The following is a 20,841-nucleotide window of genomic DNA, read 5'->3' on the forward strand; positions in this document are numbered from 1 at the left end:
CATGACCCAAGCCGACACGCTGCGCAGCCTTCTTGCACAAGACAAATGCCACGTGATGCCCTGCTGCTTTGATGCGCTGTCCGCCAAGCTGATCCAGCAGGAGGGATATGATCTGACCTTCATGTCGGGCTTTGCAGCCTCGGCCAGCCGCATCGGCGCCCCTGACCTCGGGTTGATGAGTTATGGCGAAGTCGTGGATCAAGCCCGCAACATCACCGATGCGATCAGCATTCCGCTGATCGGGGATGGCGACACCGGCTACGGCAACGCCATGAACGTGCGACGCACCCTGCGCGGCTTTGCCAAGGCCGGCTGTGCGGCCGTCATGATCGAGGATCAACTCGCACCCAAACGCTGCGGGCATACGCCCGGCAAGGCTGTTGTCGGCCGCGACGAGGCGTTTGACCGCATCCGTGCGGCGGCTGATGAACGCGAGGCCCTGCGCGAAGCGGGCGGCGACATCCTAATCCTCGCGCGCACCGATGCCCGCCATGAACACGGGCTTGCCGAGGCGATCGACCGCGCCGCGCATTTTGCAGAACTTGGGGCCGACATCCTTTTCGTCGAGGCACCGCGCACAGTTCAGGAAATGCGCGATGTCTGCACAAACCTGCCCGGACCCAAGATGGCGAATATCGTGGAAGGCGGTGAAACGCCGGACCTGCCAAACGCGGAACTGCATGACATCGGCTTTTCCATCGCGGCCTATCCGCTTTCTCTGATGGCGGCGGCCATGCAGGCCATGGTTACGTCACTGCGTTCGATGCGCGATGACAAGCGCCCCGGCCAGATGGATTTCGTCGAACTGCGCCGCCGCATCGGTTTCGACGACTATTACGAAACGTCCGAGGCCTATGCCTCGTCACGCCGGGGTCAATAGTCCTTCTCGAAGAAGATCCCGATCCCACTGTCACCATCGCTGCCCAACCGGCCACGCATTTTCACGGTCGGACTGACCTCGATATTGAGATTGATCTGGCTGGTCCCGTCGCTTTTGACAGTCACGTCGGTATAGGCTTTGTCCGAAATGTACTTGCCCACACGCGCCTGTGTCGTCCCCCCCTCATCGGTACTCAGATCCAGGTCGTCCACGCCCAGCGACTCACGCAGGGGACTTGTCAGATCGATGATGCTCTGGCCGGAAAGCGTGGCGATCGCCGCCGCCAGCTGCACCGCCTGGAAGGCGGAAATCCGGGTCGCGTCACGCCCGAACAGAAAGTACGAAAGCGCCTCTTCCTGCGGCAACTCGGGCACCGAGCTGACGGTCAGCTGCGGCTGCGACGCCACCCCTTCAAGCCGCAATGCAACGCTCACGTCATCAACCTGCGATGTCGCGGCAAATGCAATGTACGGATCGAAACTGCCGCGCATGGTCACGCTGCCCTCGGTCAGGACAAGCCTGCGCGCCAACACGTCCAGCCGGCCACGGATCAATTCGAACCGCCCGATCGGAACGATATTGTTGGTCGAGCCCGTCAGCCGCAGGCTTCCCCCCAGTTCGGCATCAAGCCCGCGCCCGCGCACGAAAATCCGGCTGGGCGCACTGATCCTGAGATCGAGCGGAAAGTCCGGCATTGGCACATCGGTTGCGGTTTCCTGGTCCAATCCCGAATACCGCAATGTGCGCTGCACCGCGCGCGGAGGATTCAAGTGTCGCAACCCTTCAAGCGCAGAATAGGATGGCCCGAACTGGGGGATACGCAGCTCGGCCGATTGCACGGCGATCGCACCGCCGATGCGCGCGTTGCCCTGCAGGGGGCCGTCAACCGTCACGCTGCCCGCCATGGTTGCCTCGACAAAGGCCGGTTGTCTCAGCGTAACATCAATGAGTTCAGCTTCCAGGCTGGCCTGATAGGGCGCGGAAAGCGAAATCGGTCCACTCACCCGAACCGTGCCGCCACTCGCGACGTCGGCCTCAAGAATGGTTTGCGCCCGCGCCCCCGAGAGATTGATCTGGCCACGTATCCGGTCAAAGGCCAGATAGCGCGCAGGGTCGGCAAAGCGCGCGTCACTGATGTTGACAGAACCCGAGACTGAACTCAGCGCAAGTGGGCCGTTTACCGTGGCATCTATACGCGCCACCCCCGACAGGGCCTGGCCGCGCAGCCTCGCATTGGCAAGCGCCAGCGGCAATTTCCCGTTGACGCGCAGATCGACACGAGAGCCGTCCTGAGCAATCCCCCCCGCTGTTTCAAACGTAATGCCTGCAGGTCCGCTTCCGCTCGCCGCGACTTGCCAGGTTTGACCTTGTCTGCTTGCCCTGCCGGAAAACCGAGCCGGCCCCGACAGATCGGGGATCACCGTCGACAGGTTGCCAAGCCCCAAAGAGTATTCAAACTCGCCTGCGCCACCGGCCAGCCATCCCTGGGCTGTTGCAGTTGCCGCAGGCGAAGATACCGCCACTTGCCGAACCGCGATCCTGCTATTGTCGCCCCGGGCGACAGAGATGTCGAACTGCACTCTGTCCCCCAACACCGGTTTCAGAGTCGGAATGGAAAGATCCAGTTTTTTCGCCTGCCCCGTGGACACCAGGTCATAACTTCCCTTCAACAAGTCCGCCGAGATGTCCGCGGTCAAGTCTACCTCTCCAGCGACGCGCCGGTGCAGTACCTCCGAAAACGCGGAAACGCGCGCCACCCGCGCAGTGACTTCGCCGCTCGTGGTCAGGCGGTCCAGCCCATTGCCTTCGACCAGGCCGCGGAACTCCGCACGCGTCTCTCCGGGCAGGCTCGTGCCGATATCGACAGTCCAGACATCCCCGTTCTGGCGGGCCTCGACGGCTACCTCGGCCGCGCCGCGCAAGTCGGGCAAGGCAATCGTAACGTCGGGCAGGGTAGCGCTGGCCGACACAACGCCGCGGTCCGTGCGCAGATCGGCATCGGCCTCGATACGCGCATGATCCGTCGCGATCATAAAAGGCCGCACACGCAATCCCGCCTCGTCGCGATCCAGCTTCATCTCAAGCGCTCCAGCGCCAGACAGCAGCGGATCAAGCGATGCAAACCCCGTGGTGATATCCTGCGTCGCACCGTTCAGAGCAAGAGAAATCCTGCCCGTCAGCGGCTGGACCTGACCACGCGCGGACAGTTGCGCGCGTCCTGACAGGGAAAATCCCGCCACGCCCGCAAAGCGGGAAAGATCACGCGCTTCCAACCTGAGCTCCGGAAGGATCGCAAGCGCGCCAAGACCTTCAAGTCCGCTGATCGTGGTCACGCCCCGCAGCCCGTAATCTGCACCCTCCAGCGCGATGTCACGCACCCTCAGCGGTGCACCCCGCGTCCAACCGAACTTCAGCCTGCCCCGCAGTTGCTCACCAACCGCTTGCGCGATCACCTGTTCTGCCGGCGTGAAACCATCAAGCTGGATCTGCACCGCCCCCGAGACGCTCCGCGCGTCCCGCAGAATTGATCCTGACGCGGCAACAGCGGCCGCGTCGATCTGCAAGCCCTGTTGCTTCCACTCTTTGACAGTCCCGTTGATTTGCCATGCGTCCCCGGCTTTCGCATCGAACCGTGCGAAAAACTCCGCCGAGCGAAGCGATATCCGAGCGTCGGGTAGAGGAAGTAGGACGCGCTCGCCACTGGGAGGAGTCAGCGTGCCATCGAGCGTGAAACTCTCGGGCCATCCATCATTCGCCAGTTCCGCAGCACCCCTGATCTCCATTGCCTGGGTCTGAAGCTGCAGGTCTTCCAGAACAACAGCACCGTCTGCAGCGCGCCGGCCTTCCGCGACAAGCTTCAGATCACTTCCCAGAAAATCGTGCAGTTCTGGCGCCAGAACCGGCGCCAGATCACCGCTCATAGCAGCTGAAAAGCGTGTCGCGCCATCCTGTTCCGGCACGATCTCCACGCCCCCTTCAAGGCGCTCCCGCCCATCAGTGGACAGGCTGAAACTGGACTTGAAATCGCTGATCGGATCTTTGCCCGAGACGACAAGGGCGAGCGAGGGTTTGCCGGGCAAGTTCAACAGATTGGCCGCGATCCCATCCTCGGGCTCGCTCAGGTTCAAATCGATGGCCAGAACCCGTTCCGTTTTGTCGAAGCCACCAACAAAGCGAAACATTCCCGGCTGGTCGAGGCGCTTTACTTCAAGCGAGGCATTGCCGGAACCCGCCGCCAGGTCCGCCTTGCCGGCAAACGCAAGACTCGCTGCTTTTCCGAAGAATGCCTCGCCCAGTTTCGCCTGTTTTATCTCCATCTTCTCGATCGCTACCGAGACCGGCAGTTCGGGAAGAGCGAATTCGCCGCGCGCCTCGGGACTTGGCAGGCTTGGCCCCTGCTCGGCGGTAGGGCGTGGCAGGTCAATCTGGCCGACGGTGATTTCTTGGATGTCGATCCGCCCCCTCAGCAGCGCAGACCGGTTCCAGATGAGAACGACATCGCTCGCGCTGAACCATACCCCCTGCGGATCGGTCACTGTGACACGTTTGATGGTTGCGCGCGCGCTCAGCGCGCCTTCGAACCCTTCCAGGCGCACTGTGCGCCCAGGTGCGGAAAGCGCATCTTCCAGCAGCCCCTGGATGTACCCGCGATCGCTTTGCTCGTCCTGAGCCAATGCGGCCAGCGGCACAAAAAAACATATGAGGAAGAAAAGCACCCGCATCAGAACGCCTGCCCTATCCCGACATAGAGCTGAACGCCGTCACCGGTAGCGCCCCCTACAGGGCCAGCAACGTCCAGCCGAATCGGACCAACCGGGGTTTTGTATCGCACCCCCAGACCGGCCCCCGCATGCCAATCACCCGCGTCGAAAAGACCACTGCTGACAAAGCCCGCATCCGCGAACGCGACAAGCCCGAACCACTCACTGACCGGAAAACGCACTTCGCCCGAAAGTGCCGCGAAGCTTCGCCCCCCCAGCGTAATGCCGCCGTAATCGGCACCCAGCGATTGATAGGGCTGACCACGCACCGTACCCCCCCCGCCGGAATAGAACAGAAAGGCCGGCGGCGCTGCCTGGGCCGTAGGCCCGACCAGCGCACCGAGCTGCAGTCTTCCCGCGGCCACCACGGCGCCGCTTTCCCCGATTGTCCTGTAGGTTCTGGCGTCGAACTCCAGACGCGCGCCGGTCTGCGATTGAAAGGTTTCGAAGTACGGCAGCAGATCTGTGCGCAGATAAACCCCACTGGAGGCATCCAGTGGGTCGTCGCGGCCGTCATACGTCACCGTCAACGGCAGGCCGACGATCCGAAGCTCTCGCGTGGTGTGCGGCAGTGTATAGCGATCGGTAACACTTACGAAACCGTATCCAATGCCCAGTTCCCCAGTAAGTTTGTCGCTGAACGTACGCGACGCCCCAACGGTAATCTCGGCCCGCTCCTCGAGGAAACCGGGCTCATCGAGGTAGTAGAAGCCCGCCTCGGCAAAGAAGTGCGTGTCGGGCCCGTAGACCGCCGGTTTCTCCAGCCGGAACGACAGGGAATAATCGATGCCCTGCAGCATTGTTCCTATCTGTGCGATTTCGGCGTCGACCCGAAACCTTTCCGCGCCGCCGAGCAGATTTCGATGCAGCCAGTAGCCTGACAGGGTCAGCCCGTCGAAACTGGAATACTCCAATCCACCGCCAATACGACGGGGTTTCTGATCGACAACGGAAATCCCGATATCCATGGCGCCATCAGGGGCCACGCCCGCGGCCTCGGTCAACTGCACGGATTTGAACGCACCTGTCTTGCGCAGTCTCGTGGCGGCCTTTTCCATCACTTCAGGCGAATATCGCAGACCGCGAGTAATGCCGGCGATTTGCCGAATCCGAGACACCCGCACAGCAGTATCCCCGGACACGACCACGTCTCCGAACCTTACCCGCGGACCTGGCACAATACCGACATCCACATCCAGACGCGCGGCATCGTGATGGGCAAGAACAACTTGCAGGTCAACGCGGGCTTTCGCATGGCCGGCCCGGCGCCAGTCATCCACCGCAGACCGCGCCGCGTCATGAACGACCGTAGCCGAGGCTGGTGCCCCTGCCAGGAACTTTTCGGAAGGCGATGCACCTGGCGCCAGCGGCGAAATTCTTACATTGCCGAACCGAAACAACCGTCCGGGCTCAACTTCTATAAGAGCGGCATTCACGCGGTCTGGTGGGGTCAGGGGATCGATCAGCGCTGCCTCTTTCCCATCCAGGCGAATGTGCACAACGACCGAATAATATCCCTCGGCGTAAAGTGTTTCGACCAGACGTGCGTAATCGCTTCGAGCAGCCGCAACGACTTCATCGGGCTGCACGTCTTCCCGACCGGCAAGGCTGTTCAAGACCGAACTGTCAGCCAGCTTTTCTTGCAGGGCTTGGTTTGCTCCGCCCGAAACGCGCAGCTCCACTTGCTCTACGGCAGCGCAAACCCCGGGCCAGGCCATCGCCAGAATGAATGCTGCTCGTCTCATGTAAGAAATGTCAGGTTTCATTGCCCGCCGTGCCTTCGAACGCACTATAGCTCATCAGCAAAACAGCGACCACGGGCAAAAGCTACGACGGCATATTCGAGCCAGTTGAACGGGTCTGCCTATTTCGCCGATTTTGGCGACCCCGGCAGGATTCGAACCTGCAACCTGCCCCTTAGGAGGGGGCTGCTCTATCCAGTTGAGCCACGGGGCCACGCGCGGCCTTATTAGCGCGGGATTTGCTGCTTGTCATGAACAGTTGTCATGAAAGACGTCCGGCATGACGGCTTGCAAGAAGCAGATCGCTTGAACAGACCTTCACGTTCGGGCTAACTGATCGCAACGTCATTATGCCGGAAACGCTCACTTGACCACGCCCCCGAACCGACCGCTCACCCTACGCGATGTGTCCGATGCCTCGGGCGTGTCCGAAATGACGGTCAGCCGCGTTCTGCGCAACCGGGGCGACGTGTCTGACGCAACACGCCAGAAGGTCCTGCAGGCGGCCAAGCGTTTGGGCTATGTTCCGAACAAGATCGCTGGGGCATTGGCTAGTCAGAGGGTCAACCTTGTGGCGGTGATAATCCCCTCCATGTCCAACATGGTTTTCCCCGAGGTCATGACGGCGATCAGCAGAACGCTTGAGGATTCAGGCCTTCAACCGGTCGTCGGCATCACGGACTACCTTCCAGAGAAGGAAGAAAAGGTTCTCTATGAAATGCTGTCCTGGCGGCCCTCGGGCGTGATTATTGCCGGCCTAGAGCATTCCGACGCATCGCGCGCCATGCTCAAGGCGAGCGGCATTCCCGTGGTCGAGATCATGGATGTCGACGGTCAGCCGATCGATACCATGGTGGGAATATCTCACCGCAAGGCCGGCCGGATGATGGGCGAGGCGATCATCGAGGCGGGGTACAAACGCATTGCCTTTCTGGGCACCAAGATGCCGCTTGACCACAGGGCACGCAAACGCTTCGAGGGGTTCACTCAGGCTCTGGCGAAAGCCGGCATCGAGATAGCCGATCAGGAATTCTATTCCGGCGGATCCGCGCTCCTCAAAGGGCGTGAGATGACAGAAGCGGTTCTCCGGCGGACACCTGACCTCGATTTCATCTATTTTTCGAATGACATGATCGGTGCCGGTGGCTTGCTCTACCTGCTCGAAAAGGGCATCGACGTTCCAGGGCAGGTCGGGCTTGCCGGCTTCAACGGGGTCGAACTGCTGCAAGGGTTGCCAAAACGTCTGGCCACCATGGATGCATGCCGTTTAGAGATCGGTCAGAAAGCGGCCGAGATCATCCTGCGCCGCAGCAGTGAAACGGAAACGCCAACAGACCCGCGCAAGATCGAGATGACGCCGATGATCTCGCCGGGCGATACGCTTAAACGCTAGGCATTTTCCAAGCTCCATTTTTATCTTTAGACCCCCGTTAATACCCGGGCTGATACCGCTTGTTTCGGGTGAGTAGAAAAGGTGGTGGACATGAGCGCGCAGGGCAATGCGGCGCCGGTCATCATCAAGAGAAAGAAAGTCACCGGCGGCGACGGTCACCACGGGGGTGCGTGGAAGGTCGCCTATGCCGACTTCGTGACGGCCATGATGGCCTTCTTTCTTCTGATGTGGCTGCTGAACGCGACGACGGAAAAACAACGCAAGGGCGTGGCCGACTATTTCAGCCCGACAGTCCCGATAAACCGGGTGTCGGGCGGCGGCGACGGTTCGTTCGGAGGGAACAGTGTGTTCTCTGAACTTGAGCTTCCGCAGAATGGTATCGGCGCGACCAACCTGCGCCCGACGGAGGCGAACAAAGCGCGCGGCGAAAGCGGTGTATCGGACACCGGCCTTGAGCAGTCCGGCGCAGGAGGCACCGAGGGAGCCGATCGCGACAACCTGATGAAAATCGAAGAGGCACTGATGGGTCGTGGTGGCGAAAGTACCGTCAGCCCCGAGGTTTTCAAACACATCATAACGCGCGTAACGGATGAAGGCTTGGTCATTGAAATTTTCGAACGCGAGGGCGCACATCTCTTTGAAAAAAGCTCGCGCCGCCCTACTGGGCTGATGCGGGAAATCTCTAAGATGCTCGTCCGCGTTTTGGGCCTCGTCGAAAACGGCGTGGCGATTGGCGGTCATACCCGTGCGAATGCGGTGGTGCTGGCCAACAATCCGGTCTGGAATCTGTCCGCGTCCCGCGCCAACGAAATCCGCATGCTTTTCGAAGATGGCGGCTTCCCTCCTGCCAGAATACAGCGTGTCACCGGCCACGCCGACCGAAGCCTCGCCACCGAGAATCCGATGTCCATTCGCAATAACAGATTCGAGGTGATCGTTCTGCGCAGCGATAACTGAAATCCGTCGGATTTTATCCATTAGCGCGGCGTTAATCGCGGGCGGATATCTGTTGGCATCAATTGACGGTTGATGCAGCAGAAAGGCGTATCCATGACGATTTCCTCTTCGCTCAATGCGGGGGTTGCGGGGCTCTCGGCCAATGCAACCCGGCTGGCAGCAATTTCGGACAACATCGCGAACTCGGCCACCTTCGGCTACAAGAGGATCGAAGCCGATTTTCACTCGATGGTCATTTCCTCCCAGGGCGGTACCTACTCGGCAGGGGGCGTGCGCAGTACCACGCAGCGCCTGATCGACGAACGCGGCGCGCTGGTGGCCACCTCGAACCCGACCGACCTGGCAGTTCGCGGACGCGGCATGCTTCCGGTTGCACAGATCACCGATGTGCTGAACGCAAATGGCCAAAGCCAGATGCACCTGACCACTACGGGCTCATTCCGAACGGATGCCGACGGGTACCTGCGCACCGAATCCGGGCTCGTGCTGCTGGGCTGGCCAGCGCTGCCGGATGGCACCGTTCCAACATATCCGCGCGACACCGCGGATGGGTTGGAGCCGGTGCAGATCAACGTCAACCAGTTCTCCGGCGAACCCACGACAAGCATTGATCTGGGCGTTAACCTGCCAGCCACCCAAACCGAAGCCGGCGCAGCCGGCACGACATCAGAATTGTCGGTCGAATATTACGACAACCTCGGAACCTCGGAAAATCTCACGATCGAATTCACGCCATCGGTGCCCGCCACTGGATCATCCAACGAATGGACGATGACGATCACTGATACGGCCCAGCCAGGCGTGGTGATCGGTGAATACACACTTGTCTTCGATGACAGCCGATCCTCGGGCGGCACGCTTCAATCCGTGACCAGCGCCACGGGCGGCGCCTATGATCCGGCGACCGGATCCATGATCGTCAATGTCGCCGGCGGCCCGATGGAAGTCAATATCGGCCTGGTCGGCGCACCGGACGGACTGACCCAGCTATCGGATACTTTCTCTCCGGTTTCCATCTCCAAGGACGGCTTCCCCGTCGGCAACATGACCTCGGTCGAAGTTGACCCGAACGGGTTCGTTCACGCGTTCTTCGACACCGGCATTACGCGGACCATTTATCAAATCCCGCTGGTCGATCTGCCCAATCCCAACGGTATGGTCGCACTGGATGAGCAGACCTATCTGCCTTCGCCTGAAAGCGGCTCCTACTTCCTCTGGGACGCCAGTGATGGCCCAACCGGTGACATCGTGTCCTTCGCACGCGAGGAAACGACCACCGATGTCGCAGGGGAACTTACAAGCATGATTGAAACGCAGCGGGCCTATTCATCGAACGCAAAGGTGATCCAGACCGTCGATGAGATGCTGCAGGAAACCACCAACATCAAACGGTGATCGGTTTCTGATTTGCACCCCTAACCGAAGGGAAAAGACATGAGCCTATCCGGCGCTCTTTCGAATGCTCTTTCCGGCCTTACTGCCGCGTCACGCTCGGCACAGGTGACAGCTTCGAACCTGTCAAACGCGCTGACACCTGGATTTGGTCGCCGTGAAGTCGCACTCGGCGCGAGAGATCTCGGCTACCATGGCGGCGTCCAGGTCTTGGGCATAACGCGACACGCCAATCCAGGCCTGGTCGGCGAGCATCGACTGGCCGCTGCAGCACAGGGCGAAAGCAGCGAACTGGCGGATTTCCACGCTCGCCTGGAAACCCTTGTCGGCAGGCCCGACAATCCGGCTTCACTGTCGGCGAGACTTGCCGAGTTCGAAGCCAGTGTCGTTTCCGCCGCCAGTCGTCCCGACCTCAACGCACGTCTCGATCAGGTCCTGTCAAATGCGAAGAGTCTGGCTATCGGCTTCGAGGCCGTCTCAGACGGCATACAAGCGTTGCGCAGCGAGGCGGATCGATTGATCGCCTCGACAGTTGATCACTTGAACACCGCACTCGGCCAGATACGAGAGCTGAATTTGCGTATCTCCGCAGCCGTCGTGAACGGGCGGGCGGCTGTCGGCCCTGTTCGAGATCCGCGACGCGATCGCCCCCGGCGCTCAGGAGAGACTTGATGCCGTAGCGCGCGATCTGGTCGAACGGTTCCAGGATAGCGGCGTCGATCCAACGCTCTTGCCCGGAGATGCGGGCCTCTTCACCGATGCCGGCGCAGCCTTTTCCAATATGAATGAAATCGGCTTGTCTGGACGACTTGCCGTAAATACTGCAGTTGATCCGGCCACCGGGGGCGGATTGTGGCGCTTGCGCGACGGGATTGGAGCCGTAGCACCAGGTGAGGTCGGCAATTCCGATCTTTTACAGGCAATGCATGGCGCATTGGGAGCTCTGCGCGTTCCCGCTTCGAGTGGCTTCGGTCCTGGCGCGGTGAGCGCTGCAACTCTGCAAAGCAGCTTGCTGTCGGACATCGCCGTCGATCGCCTCGCCAGCGAGCAATCAGCCACTTTCGCAACAACACGCTTTGCCGAGGCAGAAAAACAGCTTTTCGAGGAAGGCGTGGACTCGGATGCGGAGATGCAGCGCCTGATGCTGATCGAACAGGCCTATGCCGCAAACGCGCGAATGCTTCAGACGGTCGACGAAATGATTGACGCGCTAATGAGGATCTGAGCCATGACCGTCAATTCAATTGGCGACATGGCGCACAGCATCGTGCTGCGCCGCCAGAATACACGACTTGCCTCAGAACTTTCGCGGCTATCGCAAGAACTGGCCAGCGGGGCGGCATCGGATATGTCAAAGCACCTCCGCGGCAACTATTCCTATCTCGGCGCACTCGAACACGGGTTGAGCGTTCTGGACGGATATCAGGCAGCCGCGCGCGAGGCAAAGACGATAACGTCGGTGATGCAATCGTCCCTTGGCCGAATTTCAAAGTCCATGTCTACATTGGCGCCAGAGCTGCTTTCCGTCGGAAAGAACGGCCTGCCCCAGGCGATGCGCGCCACGGGCGGAAAGGCACGCGGCGAATTGGACGCCATGGTTTCCGCCCTGAACACAACCGTCGCAGGAAGAACGCTGTTCGCCGGCGCACTGACGGACGGGCGCGCCATCGCTGATGCCGCAACGATGCTTGGCGATCTCCGTACTGCCCTAGCAGGCGAAACCACCCTTGCTGGAATACTGAGCGCGGTCGAAGGATCGTTCGATACTCCTCGCGGCGGCTTTGAAAGCGCAGGATACAAGGGATCCACGCGCAGGATGAGCGCATTTCTGCTCGGACCGGGTGAAGCTGTCGATCTGAATCTTCGCGCTGATGCTCCGCAAATTCGCACGACCTTGCGCTTCACTGCGCTTGCCGCCCTGGCGACCGATCCGGGATTGGGCTATCCACCCGATCTTCAGGCCCAAATCCTGGAAACCGCTGGAGAAGGGTTGTTGTCGGCTCAGTCCGAGGTAACGGAAATCCGGGCGAATCTCGGTTATGCGGAGCAAAGGATCGAAGAGATCGAGACCCGCATCGCAGCGGAGACTACGAGTTCCAAATACGCCATTGGCGAATTGCTCGGTGTCGACACATATGAGACGGCGACGCGGCTGGAGGAAGTGCAGTTTCAACTCGAGGGCCTTTACACGGTAACGGTCCGCCTGTCGCAGTTGTCACTGGTGGAGTTCATGCGATGAAACTTGTTGCCGCATTTTTCATGCTGATTGCCCTGCTGGCCATGCCGGTACGGGCCGATCAGGTCAGGATCAAAGACCTGGTCGAGTTCGATGGCGTCCGAAGCAACGATCTGGTGGGTTACGGCTTGGTCGTGGGACTGAATGGAACCGGCGACGGAATCAGAAACGCCCCTTTTACCGAGGAGATAATGTCGAACATCCTCGAACGTCTTGGCGTCAACGTAACCGGCGAACAATTCCGACCCAAGAATGTCGCCGCCGTTTTTGTCACTACAAGCCTGCCCCATTTTGTCCGTGCAGGCGGTTCGATTGACGTTACCGTTTCTGCCATCGGCGATGCGAAAAGCCTGCTGGGCGGAACGCTTGTCATGACTCCGCTGAATGCGGCCGACGGCCAGATATACGCAGTCGCGCAAGGAACGATCATCGCCGGCGGCGCTGCCGCCGAAGGTGACGGCGCCGGCGTGGTGCAGGGCGTGCCTACTGCCGGGGTAATCCCATCCGGTGCACGCATAGAACGTGAAGTGGAGTTCGAGCTGGCCTCGCTCTCAACACTGCGACTGGCCCTGCGCGAGCCCGATTTCACGACCGCCAGCAGGATCGAAACCGCCATCAACCGGGACTTCGGGCGTCGGGTCGCACTGATGCTGGACTCCGGTACGGTTAAACTCGACATTTCGCGCACCCAGCAACAATCTCCCGCCCATGCACTTGGCCGGATCGAAAACATCCTCGTACGCCCTGAACGCAAGGCCCGGGTGGTCGTCGATCAGCGGTCCGGCACGATTGTCATGGGGCAGGATGTCCGGATTTCACGCGTAGCTGTGTCGCAAGGCAACCTGACATTGCGCGTGCAGGAAGCCCCGATCGCGATACAACCAAATCCGTTTTCCGAAGGCGAAACCGTCGTCGTGCCACGTACCAATGCCACACTAACCGAAGAACCGGGAATCGGACTTGCTGAAGTTCAACCTGGCACATCTCTTTCGGAAGTGATCGCCGGCCTGAATGCGCTTGGCGTTTCGCCCAGAGACATGATCGACATCCTAAAAAGCATCAAGGCCGCGGGCGCGTTGCATGCTGAATTTGTCGTACACTGAAGCGCAGGAGCCTACGCCCGCGCTAGTTCAGCTGACGGGATGATCGGAAAAAACCGGCCATTCGACCACAGGCCGAACCATGATTGCCCATCGACCTCGCGCTCCACGCCTAGTTCGATGAGGCGATAGAAGCTCTTCCGGTCAATCAGCGCCTCCAGGTTCGCCCTGACAAGTACATATGGCGTCGGCTCGCCCGTTTCTTCGTCGATCTCGACGCGAATGGGATTGTCGGCGCTTGCATCCACTTCATCGCCAACATTGGTTTCGAAACGCAGGCATTGATCCGGCCCTTTGCCTTCAGCAGTGAAATCAACCGCGACGAATGGCGCGTCATCAACGATGATTCCCACCTTCTCGACCGGTGTGACCAGAAAATACTTGTCACCATCCCGACGCAGGATGGTCGAGAAAAGCCGGACCAGTTCAGGTCGACCTATTGGCGTGCCCAGGTAATACCATGTTCCATCCCGGGCAATCCGCATATCCAGGTCGCCGCAGAACGGTGGATTCCACAGATGGACCGGGGGAAGCCCTTTCCCTTTGGTCGCCGCCTTGGCCGACTGTGCAATCCCTTCGGCCGACGGGTTCACGTTCATTTGTCCGCTCATTGCTTTTGCCATTCGCAATCTGCGCGCTAAAGTCGGGCAGACACTATCCTATCATCAGGAGTATTGCCATGTCCGAGTCCGACAGCCTCATCCGTGAGATCGAAGCACTCGAAGAAAAGCTGGCCGAGGCCAAACACTCGATAACGCGCCGGTTTATCGGGCAGGAACAGGTGGTGGACCTTACGCTGTCAGCGCTGCTGTGCGGTGGTCACGGGCTTTTGATCGGCTTGCCGGGCCTCGGCAAGACCCGACTTGTCGAAACACTGTCGACCGTGATGGGCCTGGATGGCAATCGGGTTCAATTTACTCCGGACCTCATGCCTGCAGACATCCTGGGCAGCGAGGTGCTTGAAACCGGAAGCGATGGCAGCCGTGAGTTCAAGTTTATTCAAGGGCCCATTTTCTGCCAGTTGTTGATGGCTGACGAAATCAACCGTGCAAGCCCCAGAACCCAGTCAGCGCTTTTGCAGGCGATGCAGGAAAGACAGGTCACCGTGGCCGGCAAGAACCGCCCCCTGCCTTCACCGTTTCACGTTCTGGCTACGCAAAACCCGATTGAACAGGAGGGCACCTACCCCCTGCCCGAGGCACAGCTTGACCGTTTTCTGGTGCAGATAGACGTTTCCTATCCGGACCGGGACACCGAGCGTGCGATCGTCCTCGCTACGACCGGTCATGAAGAGGACGAGGCCCACAGCGTCTTTTCCGCGGCCGAGCTGGTTGATGCACAGTCGTTGTTGCGCCGCATGCCGGTCGGGGAAGCCGTCGTCGAGCAGATCCTCGACCTCGTCCGCGCCTTCCGACCCGAAGACCCGACGGCCAGCGACACCGTTCGCGCAACCGTCGCATGGGGTCCGGGACCTCGAGCCGCGCAGGCGCTGATGCTCACGGTACGTGCCAGAGCCCTTTTGCACGGAAGACTGGCCCCGAGCACGGATGATGTGCTGGCAATGGCGCGGCCTGTTCTCATTCATCGGATGGCATTGAACTTTGCCGCGCGTGCACGCGGAGAGAATCTGAGCGCAATGATTGAAAAGACAGCCGGCGACGTTCTCGGGCTGGAGGCCGCCGCGTGATCGATGCCCCCGAAAATCTGCGCGCGCGCTCCGAATACGAAGCCGCGCACTTGCCTCCGCTGCTGGCCCGCGCAGAGCACTTGGCGGGGGCAATACTCCTGGGGGAGCACGGACGGCGCCGATCGGGCCTCGGCGACGATTTCTGGCAATACCGCCCCATGCAGCCAGGCGATTCACGCCGCATGATCGATTGGCGCCGATCGGCCAAGTCGGACACACAATACGTGCGCGAGCATGAGTGGCAAATCGCTCAAAGCGTTTTCATGTGGGTCGATCAGGCCGCCTCGATGCGTTTCTCCAGTGCCTCGGACATCCCGCAGAAATCGGATCGTGCACGCCTGCTGGCGCTGGCTCTTGCCATCCTTCTCGTGCGTGGGGGTGAGCGTGTCGGGCTCACGGGCACGACCTTGCCGCCGAGACGCGGCGAGGCGCAAATTAGCCGGCTCGCGCAACTGCTGTCACAAGATGATGTCGTGGATTATGCCGCTCCCGAAGCGCGTGGCATGCTGCCTCATGCGCGCGCAGTCTTCATCTCCGATTTTCTGGGCGACACCGCAGCGGTTTCCGCCGCCCTCACCAAAGCGGCAGATCGCGGTGTCCGGGGCATTCTACTTCAGGTTCTGGACCCTGCCGAAGAAGCTTTCCCCTACAAGGGACGCACGATATTCGAAAGCGTTGGCGGCACTTTAAAGCACGAGACGTTGAAAGCCGACGAATTGCGCCACAGATATCTGGGGAAACTCGCCGAACGCAAAGCCGAGTTGTCGTCTCTCTGCGGTGCGACAGGCTGGCAACATACATTGCATCATACAAGCGATAGCGCTCAATCCGCTCTGCTGTGGCTCTATCGCGCGCTGGATGGAGGCACATCGTGACCTTGGGCGCACTTGCCTTTACCTCCCCCTGGATCTTGCTTGCGTTTCTGGCGCTGCCGATTCTATGGATCATTTTGCGTGCCGTCCCTCCGGCACCGATCCGCCGCCTGTTTCCCGCGGTTGGATTGCTGATCGGATTGCGCGACGATGACAGCGTATCCGATCGAACACCTTGGTGGCTTCTGCTCCTGCGCTCCTTGGCTGCGGCCCTGGTTATCCTCGGGCTGGCTGGGCCCGTGTTGAACCCCGAACAGAATGCAACCCAGGGCGATGGGCCATTGCTTGTCATTCTTGATGGCGGCTGGGCCAGCGCTGACGACTGGTCGGAACGAATGGCCTCGGTCGACAACCTGCTTGCTGAGGCAGGCCGGTCCGGACGAACCGTTGCGGTCCTTCAACTCTCCTCCCCCGAGGCACTCGTGTTCCTGTCAGCATCAAACTGGCGATCGCGCATAGCCGGAATTTCACCAACACCGTGGGGGCCCACCAAGGCTATGATGACGGAAACCGCCCACAATCTCGAAAAACTCGAGAGCTTTGAAACCGTCTGGTTCTCGGACGGACTAGAACGTGACGGCAGGTTCGAGCTGCTGGGCGATCTCAGGCGGAAAGGCCCTGTTTCAGTCGTGGAGGGCACGGTAGATGTCTTGGCACTCCATTCCCCGGAGTTCGAGGACGGCCTCATCAAGATCAGTGCTGCCCGGGCCAATCCTCTGCTGGAGCGCGATGTTCTGGTTCAGACCCACGGACGCGATCCGGCGGGCATAGAACGCGTCCTTGCGGAACTTCCGATGCGGTTCGACACCGGCGAGACGCAAGCAGAGGCAGAACTCGCGCTTCCCGGTGAGCTGCGCGGACGCATCACCCGCTTCTCGATACGAGGACTGCAAGGGGCGGGCACTGTCGTGCTGTCCGACGACAGGCTGAGCCGGCGTGAAGTCGCTCTTGTTTCCGTACGGCAAAATCGGGAAGGGCTCGAACTTCTCTCTCCCCTGCACTACCTCCGCAACGCACTCGAAACGAGCACCGACCTCTTGGAAGGTTCTCTGGAAACCGTGCTTCCCGGCAACCCGCATGTCATTATACTTGCTGATATTGCCGAACTATCTCCGATCGAAGAGGAAGCGCTGCAAACCTGGGTCGAGGAAGGGGGGGTGTTGGTACGTTTCGCCGGGCCGCGCGTTGCGGCCAGTGAAATCAGCCGGCGCGAAGAACACCCATTGATGCCCGTGCGTCTGCGGACCGGTGGCCGCACCGTTGGCGGCGCGATGAGTTGGGGCGAGCCCAAGAAAATCGCCCCATTCGATCAGGACTCGCCGTTCTCGGGCCTGGATATCCCAGACGATGTGGTGGTCTCCGCCCAAGTCATGGCTCAACCCGATCCCGTTTTGTCCGAGCGATCGATTGCCCGGCTCAGCGATGGCACGCCACTTGTTACGCGCAAACCCATCGGCGCCGGAAACGTAGTGCTGTTTCACGTTACGGCCAATGCCGAGTGGTCAACGCTCCCCCTGTCTGGGCTTTTCGTCAACATGCTCGAGCGTCTCTCTGTATCGACGCCGTCCACTTCTCCCGATGCGGCGGACATGGAAGGCAGAATCTGGCAACCGCTGCGCGTGATTGATGGTTTCGGAATGATCCTGGACGGCGCTGATCTTCCCGGCGTCGACGGCACAGACCTCGTCAACGCGCCACTGGGCCCAGAACTGCGTCCGGGTCTCTACCAAAGCGGTTCCCGGCAAACCTCGCGAAACGTTCTCGCGGCGAGTGAAACGCTCGACAAAGCCAGTTGGCCGGCCGACATTTCCATCAAGTCGATGGAGCCTGGCGTGGAACGCCTTCTCGGTGGCTGGCTGCTCGCCGGCGCGCTGTTGCTTCTCTTCGCAGACATCCTCGCCTCATTGTGGCTGAGCGGTCGGTTATTCGCTGCACGAACGGCGGGCTTGACGGCACTCGCAATCGGTCTTGCCGCCGCTCCCGACCCTTCGTTCGCGAACGACGAGATGGCTATCGACGCGACCGCCGATGTTGTTCTGGCTCACGTCCTGACTGGCAACAAAGCCGTTGACGATACCGCGCGCGCAGGCCTTTTGGGCCTATCCGAAACCCTGTATTTCCGCACCTCTGTAGAGCCGTCGAGCCCTATGGGCGCGAACCTGGAAACGGATGAACTCGCGTTCTTTCCCTTGCTTTATTGGCCTATCACACCGGACCAACCCCAACCGTCCAAAGCAGCGTACGAAAAACTTAACCGCTATCTCAGAACGGGCGGCATGATCCTGTTCGATACCAGGGATGCTGACATCGCCGGTTTCGGCGCGGCCAGCCCGAATGGCCGCAAGTTACAGCAACTCGCTGCACCGCTGAATATTCCGCCGCTCGAGCCTGTCCCCTCCGATCATGTTCTGACACGCACCTTCTATCTGCTGCAGGAGTTCCCTGGGCGCCACACCAGCAATGATATCTGGGTCGAGGCCGCCCCGCCCGATGCAGAAAAGATCGAGGGCATGCCGTTCCGCAATCTGAACGATGGCGTGACCCCTGTTGTAATTGGCGGCAACGACTGGGCTGCGGCCTGGGCCATGGACGCCCGCGGGAACCCGGTTTTTCCCGTCGGTCGCGGTCTCGCCGGCGAGCGTCAGCGCGAACTCGCTTTTCGCTTTGGCGTCAACCTCGTGATGCATGTTTTGACCGGCAACTACAAATCCGACCAGGTTCACGTTCCCGCACTGCTTGAGAGGCTGGGGCAATGATCACGACAATCGTCTTGGATCCACTGATTCCGGTTCCGGTACTGATCGTGCTTGCGGTACTTGCCGTGGGCTTTATCGCCCTGGCCATCTTGCACGGGCTATCGGGCTGGGCGCTTCGGGCCGGGGCAGCAATCGTTTTGTTCCTTGCGCTAGTTTCTCCCCAACTTCAACAGGAAGACCGTGAGGCTTTGACCGATATCGTCATTGCCGTGGTCGACAAAAGCACCAGCCAGGCTTTGGCGGATCGAGCTCAGCAAACTGATAGTGCTCTGGCAACTCTGCAGGAACGAATTGCGACCCTCGAAAACACCGAGCTCAGACGCGTTGATGTGGTCGATGGCGTCAATGACACCGGAACACTGGCGATGACGGCACTCACCAAGGTTCTCGCGGAAGAGCCTCAGTCGCGCATCGCCGGCGTGTTTCTGATCACTGATGGCCGGATCCACGATATTGAAGCCGCGCCCAACCTGCCCGCACCGGTTCACTTGATGCTGACAGGCCGCCCGGATGACTGGGATCGTCGGCTGGTTGTTCACGATGCCCCGGCCTATGCCATTGTCGAGGAAAGCACGACGTTGACGCTCCGGGTAGAGGACCAGGGCCAGACACCGGCCGGGGAAACGACCACGCAGCTTGAAATTTCCGTGGACGGGGACGAGCCTATGCGGTTCGACGTGCCCATTGGCCAGAACATCGAACTCCCCCTAACGCTTTCGCATGCCGGGCGGAATGTGATTCAGTTCCGGATTCCAGAAGCGGACGGAGAACTGACCGACCGAAACAATTCCGCACTCGTACAGATCAACGGGATTCGCGACCGACTGCGCGTTCTTCTGGTTTCCGGAGAACCACATTCCGGCGGGCGCACCTGGCGAAACCTTCTGAAGTCCGACAGCTCAGTTGATCTCGTCCACTTCACGATTCTAAGACCACCCGAAAAGCAGGACGGCGTACCGGTTGGCGAGCTTTCCCTGATTGCATTTCCCACCCGCGAACTCTTTCTCGAAAAGATCGACGATTTCGACCTGATCGTTTTCGATCGCTACAAACGGCGTGGAATCCTTCCATCGCTCTACCTTGATAACGTGCGCCAGTATGTCGAAAATGGCGGGGCCATCCTTGTTGCTGCTGGCCCCGATTTCGCCAGCGCCGACAGTATATATCGATCTCCATTGTCGCAGGTGATTCCCGCCGAGCCCACTGCGCGGGTCATCGAACAGGGATACCGGCCCGCCGTAACCGCATTGGGCCAGCGCCACCCTGTAACTGCCGGGCTCACGGCTCCGAGTGAAGGGCCCGAGTGGGGGCGTTGGCTGCGTCAGGTCGAGGTCGAAGCGACACGAGGGAACGTCGTAATGTCGGGCTTCGATGACCAGCCCCTGCTCGTTCTCGACCGTGTCGGCGAAGGCCGGGTGGCACTTCTCGCTTCTGATCATGCCTGGTTGTGGAGCCGTGGATACGAAAATGGCGGACCGCAGCTCGAATTGCTTCGCCGGCTTGCCCACTGGATGATGAAAGAGCCCGAGCTGGAAGAGGAAGCGCTGATTGCTGAAACTTCGGGAGAAACGATTAGAATCATCAGGCGGACATTGAAGGAGACCACGCCCCCGGTGACAGTCACCACACCGGGTGGCGAAACGCGGGTCCTGACGTTGGAAGAGACGTTCCCCGGCCGTTTCGAAGTGACACTGACCGGAGAGGACATCGGCCTCTACCGGTATACCGATGGCGAACTGTCGAATGTGGTGGGTCTTGGTCCGAGCTCCCCGCGCGAGCTGATCGAGACCGTCGCCACACCTGGGGTTCTGGAGCCTTTGATCGAAGCGAATAGAGGCGGTTTCGCCTTATTGGATGAAGGTTTCCCGTCGCTCCGGACTGTCCGCCCCGGCCGTCCGGCAGCCGGTCGCAACTGGCTTGGCATTACGCCACGCGGAGCGTTTGAGACTAAGGGTATCATGCAGTATCGGCTGCTGCCAACCTGGCTCGTGTTGCTCCTCGTGTCCGGGTTCATGCTGTCGGCCTGGCTGCGCGAAGGTCGTCGCTGAAGGGTGCGAACTTGGCG

General features: G+C 60.4%; 15 protein-coding genes and 1 tRNA gene. 12 read left to right on the plus strand and 4 right to left on the minus strand.

Annotated elements, in window-relative coordinates:
• Position 1: 1 nt before the first annotated feature.
• Positions 2-880, plus strand: coding sequence for an isocitrate lyase/PEP mutase family protein (locus tag E0501_RS16930; RefSeq protein ID WP_137702584.1), 879 nt, complete (start codon positions 2-4; stop codon positions 878-880).
• On the opposite strand, the gene E0501_RS16935 is transcribed toward E0501_RS16930, so the two are convergent.
• From E0501_RS16935 to E0501_RS16945, 3 genes are all read right to left on the minus strand, one after another.
• Positions 874-4,602: a translocation/assembly module TamB domain-containing protein gene (locus E0501_RS16935; protein WP_137702585.1), complete on the minus strand. Its 3,729-nt coding sequence runs from the start codon at positions 4,600-4,602 to the stop codon at positions 874-876. The genes E0501_RS16930 and E0501_RS16935 overlap by 7 nt on opposite strands.
• Complete coding sequence (locus E0501_RS16940) at positions 4,602-6,407, minus strand: autotransporter assembly complex protein TamA (RefSeq protein WP_137702586.1); 1,806 nt, start codon at positions 6,405-6,407, stop codon at positions 4,602-4,604. The genes E0501_RS16935 and E0501_RS16940 overlap by 1 nt, the downstream gene beginning before the upstream one ends.
• Positions 6,408-6,520: 113 nt before the next feature.
• Positions 6,521-6,597: transfer RNA gene (locus E0501_RS16945), tRNA-Arg, on the minus strand.
• Positions 6,598-6,750: 153 nt separating this feature from the next.
• On the opposite strand from E0501_RS16945, the gene E0501_RS16950 reads away from it, so the two are divergent.
• From E0501_RS16950 to E0501_RS16975, 7 genes are all read left to right on the plus strand, one after another.
• Positions 6,751-7,776: a LacI family DNA-binding transcriptional regulator gene (locus tag E0501_RS16950; protein ID WP_137702587.1), complete on the plus strand. Its 1,026-nt coding sequence runs from the start codon at positions 6,751-6,753 to the stop codon at positions 7,774-7,776.
• A 90-nt stretch (positions 7,777-7,866) separates the two neighbouring features.
• Positions 7,867-8,733, plus strand: coding sequence for a flagellar motor protein MotB (locus tag E0501_RS16955; protein ID WP_137702588.1), 867 nt, complete (start codon positions 7,867-7,869; stop codon positions 8,731-8,733).
• A gap of 93 nt (positions 8,734-8,826) precedes the next feature.
• Positions 8,827-10,128 carry a flagellar hook protein FlgE gene (locus E0501_RS16960; protein ID WP_235857887.1) on the plus strand — a complete coding sequence of 434 codons (1,302 nt, stop codon included), beginning with the start codon at positions 8,827-8,829 and terminating at the stop codon, positions 10,126-10,128.
• Positions 10,129-10,167: 39 nt separating this feature from the next.
• Positions 10,168-10,797, plus strand: a complete 630-nt coding sequence (locus E0501_RS21600; protein ID WP_235857888.1) for a FlgK family flagellar hook-associated protein — start codon at positions 10,168-10,170, stop codon at positions 10,795-10,797.
• A 58-nt stretch (positions 10,798-10,855) separates the two neighbouring features.
• Complete coding sequence (locus tag E0501_RS21605) at positions 10,856-11,350, plus strand: flagellar basal body rod C-terminal domain-containing protein (RefSeq protein ID WP_235857889.1); 495 nt, start codon at positions 10,856-10,858, stop codon at positions 11,348-11,350.
• 3 nt (positions 11,351-11,353) lie between these two features.
• Positions 11,354-12,364 carry a flagellin gene (locus tag E0501_RS16970; protein WP_137702590.1) on the plus strand — a complete coding sequence of 337 codons (1,011 nt, stop codon included), beginning with the start codon at positions 11,354-11,356 and terminating at the stop codon, positions 12,362-12,364.
• 20 nt (positions 12,365-12,384) lie between these two features.
• Complete coding sequence (locus E0501_RS16975) at positions 12,385-13,464, plus strand: flagellar basal body P-ring protein FlgI (protein ID WP_235857906.1); 1,080 nt, start codon at positions 12,385-12,387, stop codon at positions 13,462-13,464.
• A gap of 11 nt (positions 13,465-13,475) precedes the next feature.
• Here the strand turns inward: E0501_RS16975 and E0501_RS16980 are convergent, their stop codons facing one another.
• Positions 13,476-14,072, minus strand: a complete 597-nt coding sequence (locus E0501_RS16980; RefSeq protein WP_137702865.1) for a DUF1285 domain-containing protein — start codon at positions 14,070-14,072, stop codon at positions 13,476-13,478.
• A 68-nt stretch (positions 14,073-14,140) separates the two neighbouring features.
• Between E0501_RS16980 and E0501_RS16985 the strand changes: the two genes are divergently transcribed.
• From E0501_RS16985 to E0501_RS17000, 4 genes are read left to right on the plus strand one after another with little or no spacing between them, the layout of a single operon-like run.
• Positions 14,141-15,148 (plus strand): AAA family ATPase, encoded by a 1,008-nt coding sequence (locus tag E0501_RS16985; protein WP_137702592.1) that lies wholly within the window; start codon positions 14,141-14,143, stop codon positions 15,146-15,148.
• Positions 15,148-16,023, plus strand: a complete 876-nt coding sequence (locus E0501_RS16990) for a DUF58 domain-containing protein (protein ID WP_137702867.1) — start codon at positions 15,148-15,150, stop codon at positions 16,021-16,023. Before E0501_RS16985 ends, E0501_RS16990 begins: the two co-directional genes overlap by 1 nt.
• A complete protein-coding gene (locus tag E0501_RS16995; protein WP_137702866.1) occupies positions 16,017-18,776 on the plus strand; it encodes a DUF4159 domain-containing protein in 2,760 nt (919 codons plus the stop codon). Before E0501_RS16990 ends, E0501_RS16995 begins: the two co-directional genes overlap by 7 nt.
• The gene (locus E0501_RS17000) at positions 18,773-20,824 is read left to right on the plus strand and encodes a glutamine amidotransferase (protein WP_137702593.1); all 2,052 of its coding nucleotides are present in this window, start codon (positions 18,773-18,775) and stop codon (positions 20,822-20,824) included. The genes E0501_RS16995 and E0501_RS17000 overlap by 4 nt, the downstream gene beginning before the upstream one ends.
• The last annotated feature ends 17 nt before the right edge of the window (positions 20,825-20,841 follow it).

It is taken from the genome of Marimonas lutisalis, from assembly GCF_005434965.1.
Taxonomy (GTDB): Bacteria; Pseudomonadota; Alphaproteobacteria; order Rhodobacterales; family Rhodobacteraceae; genus Marimonas_A; species Marimonas_A lutisalis.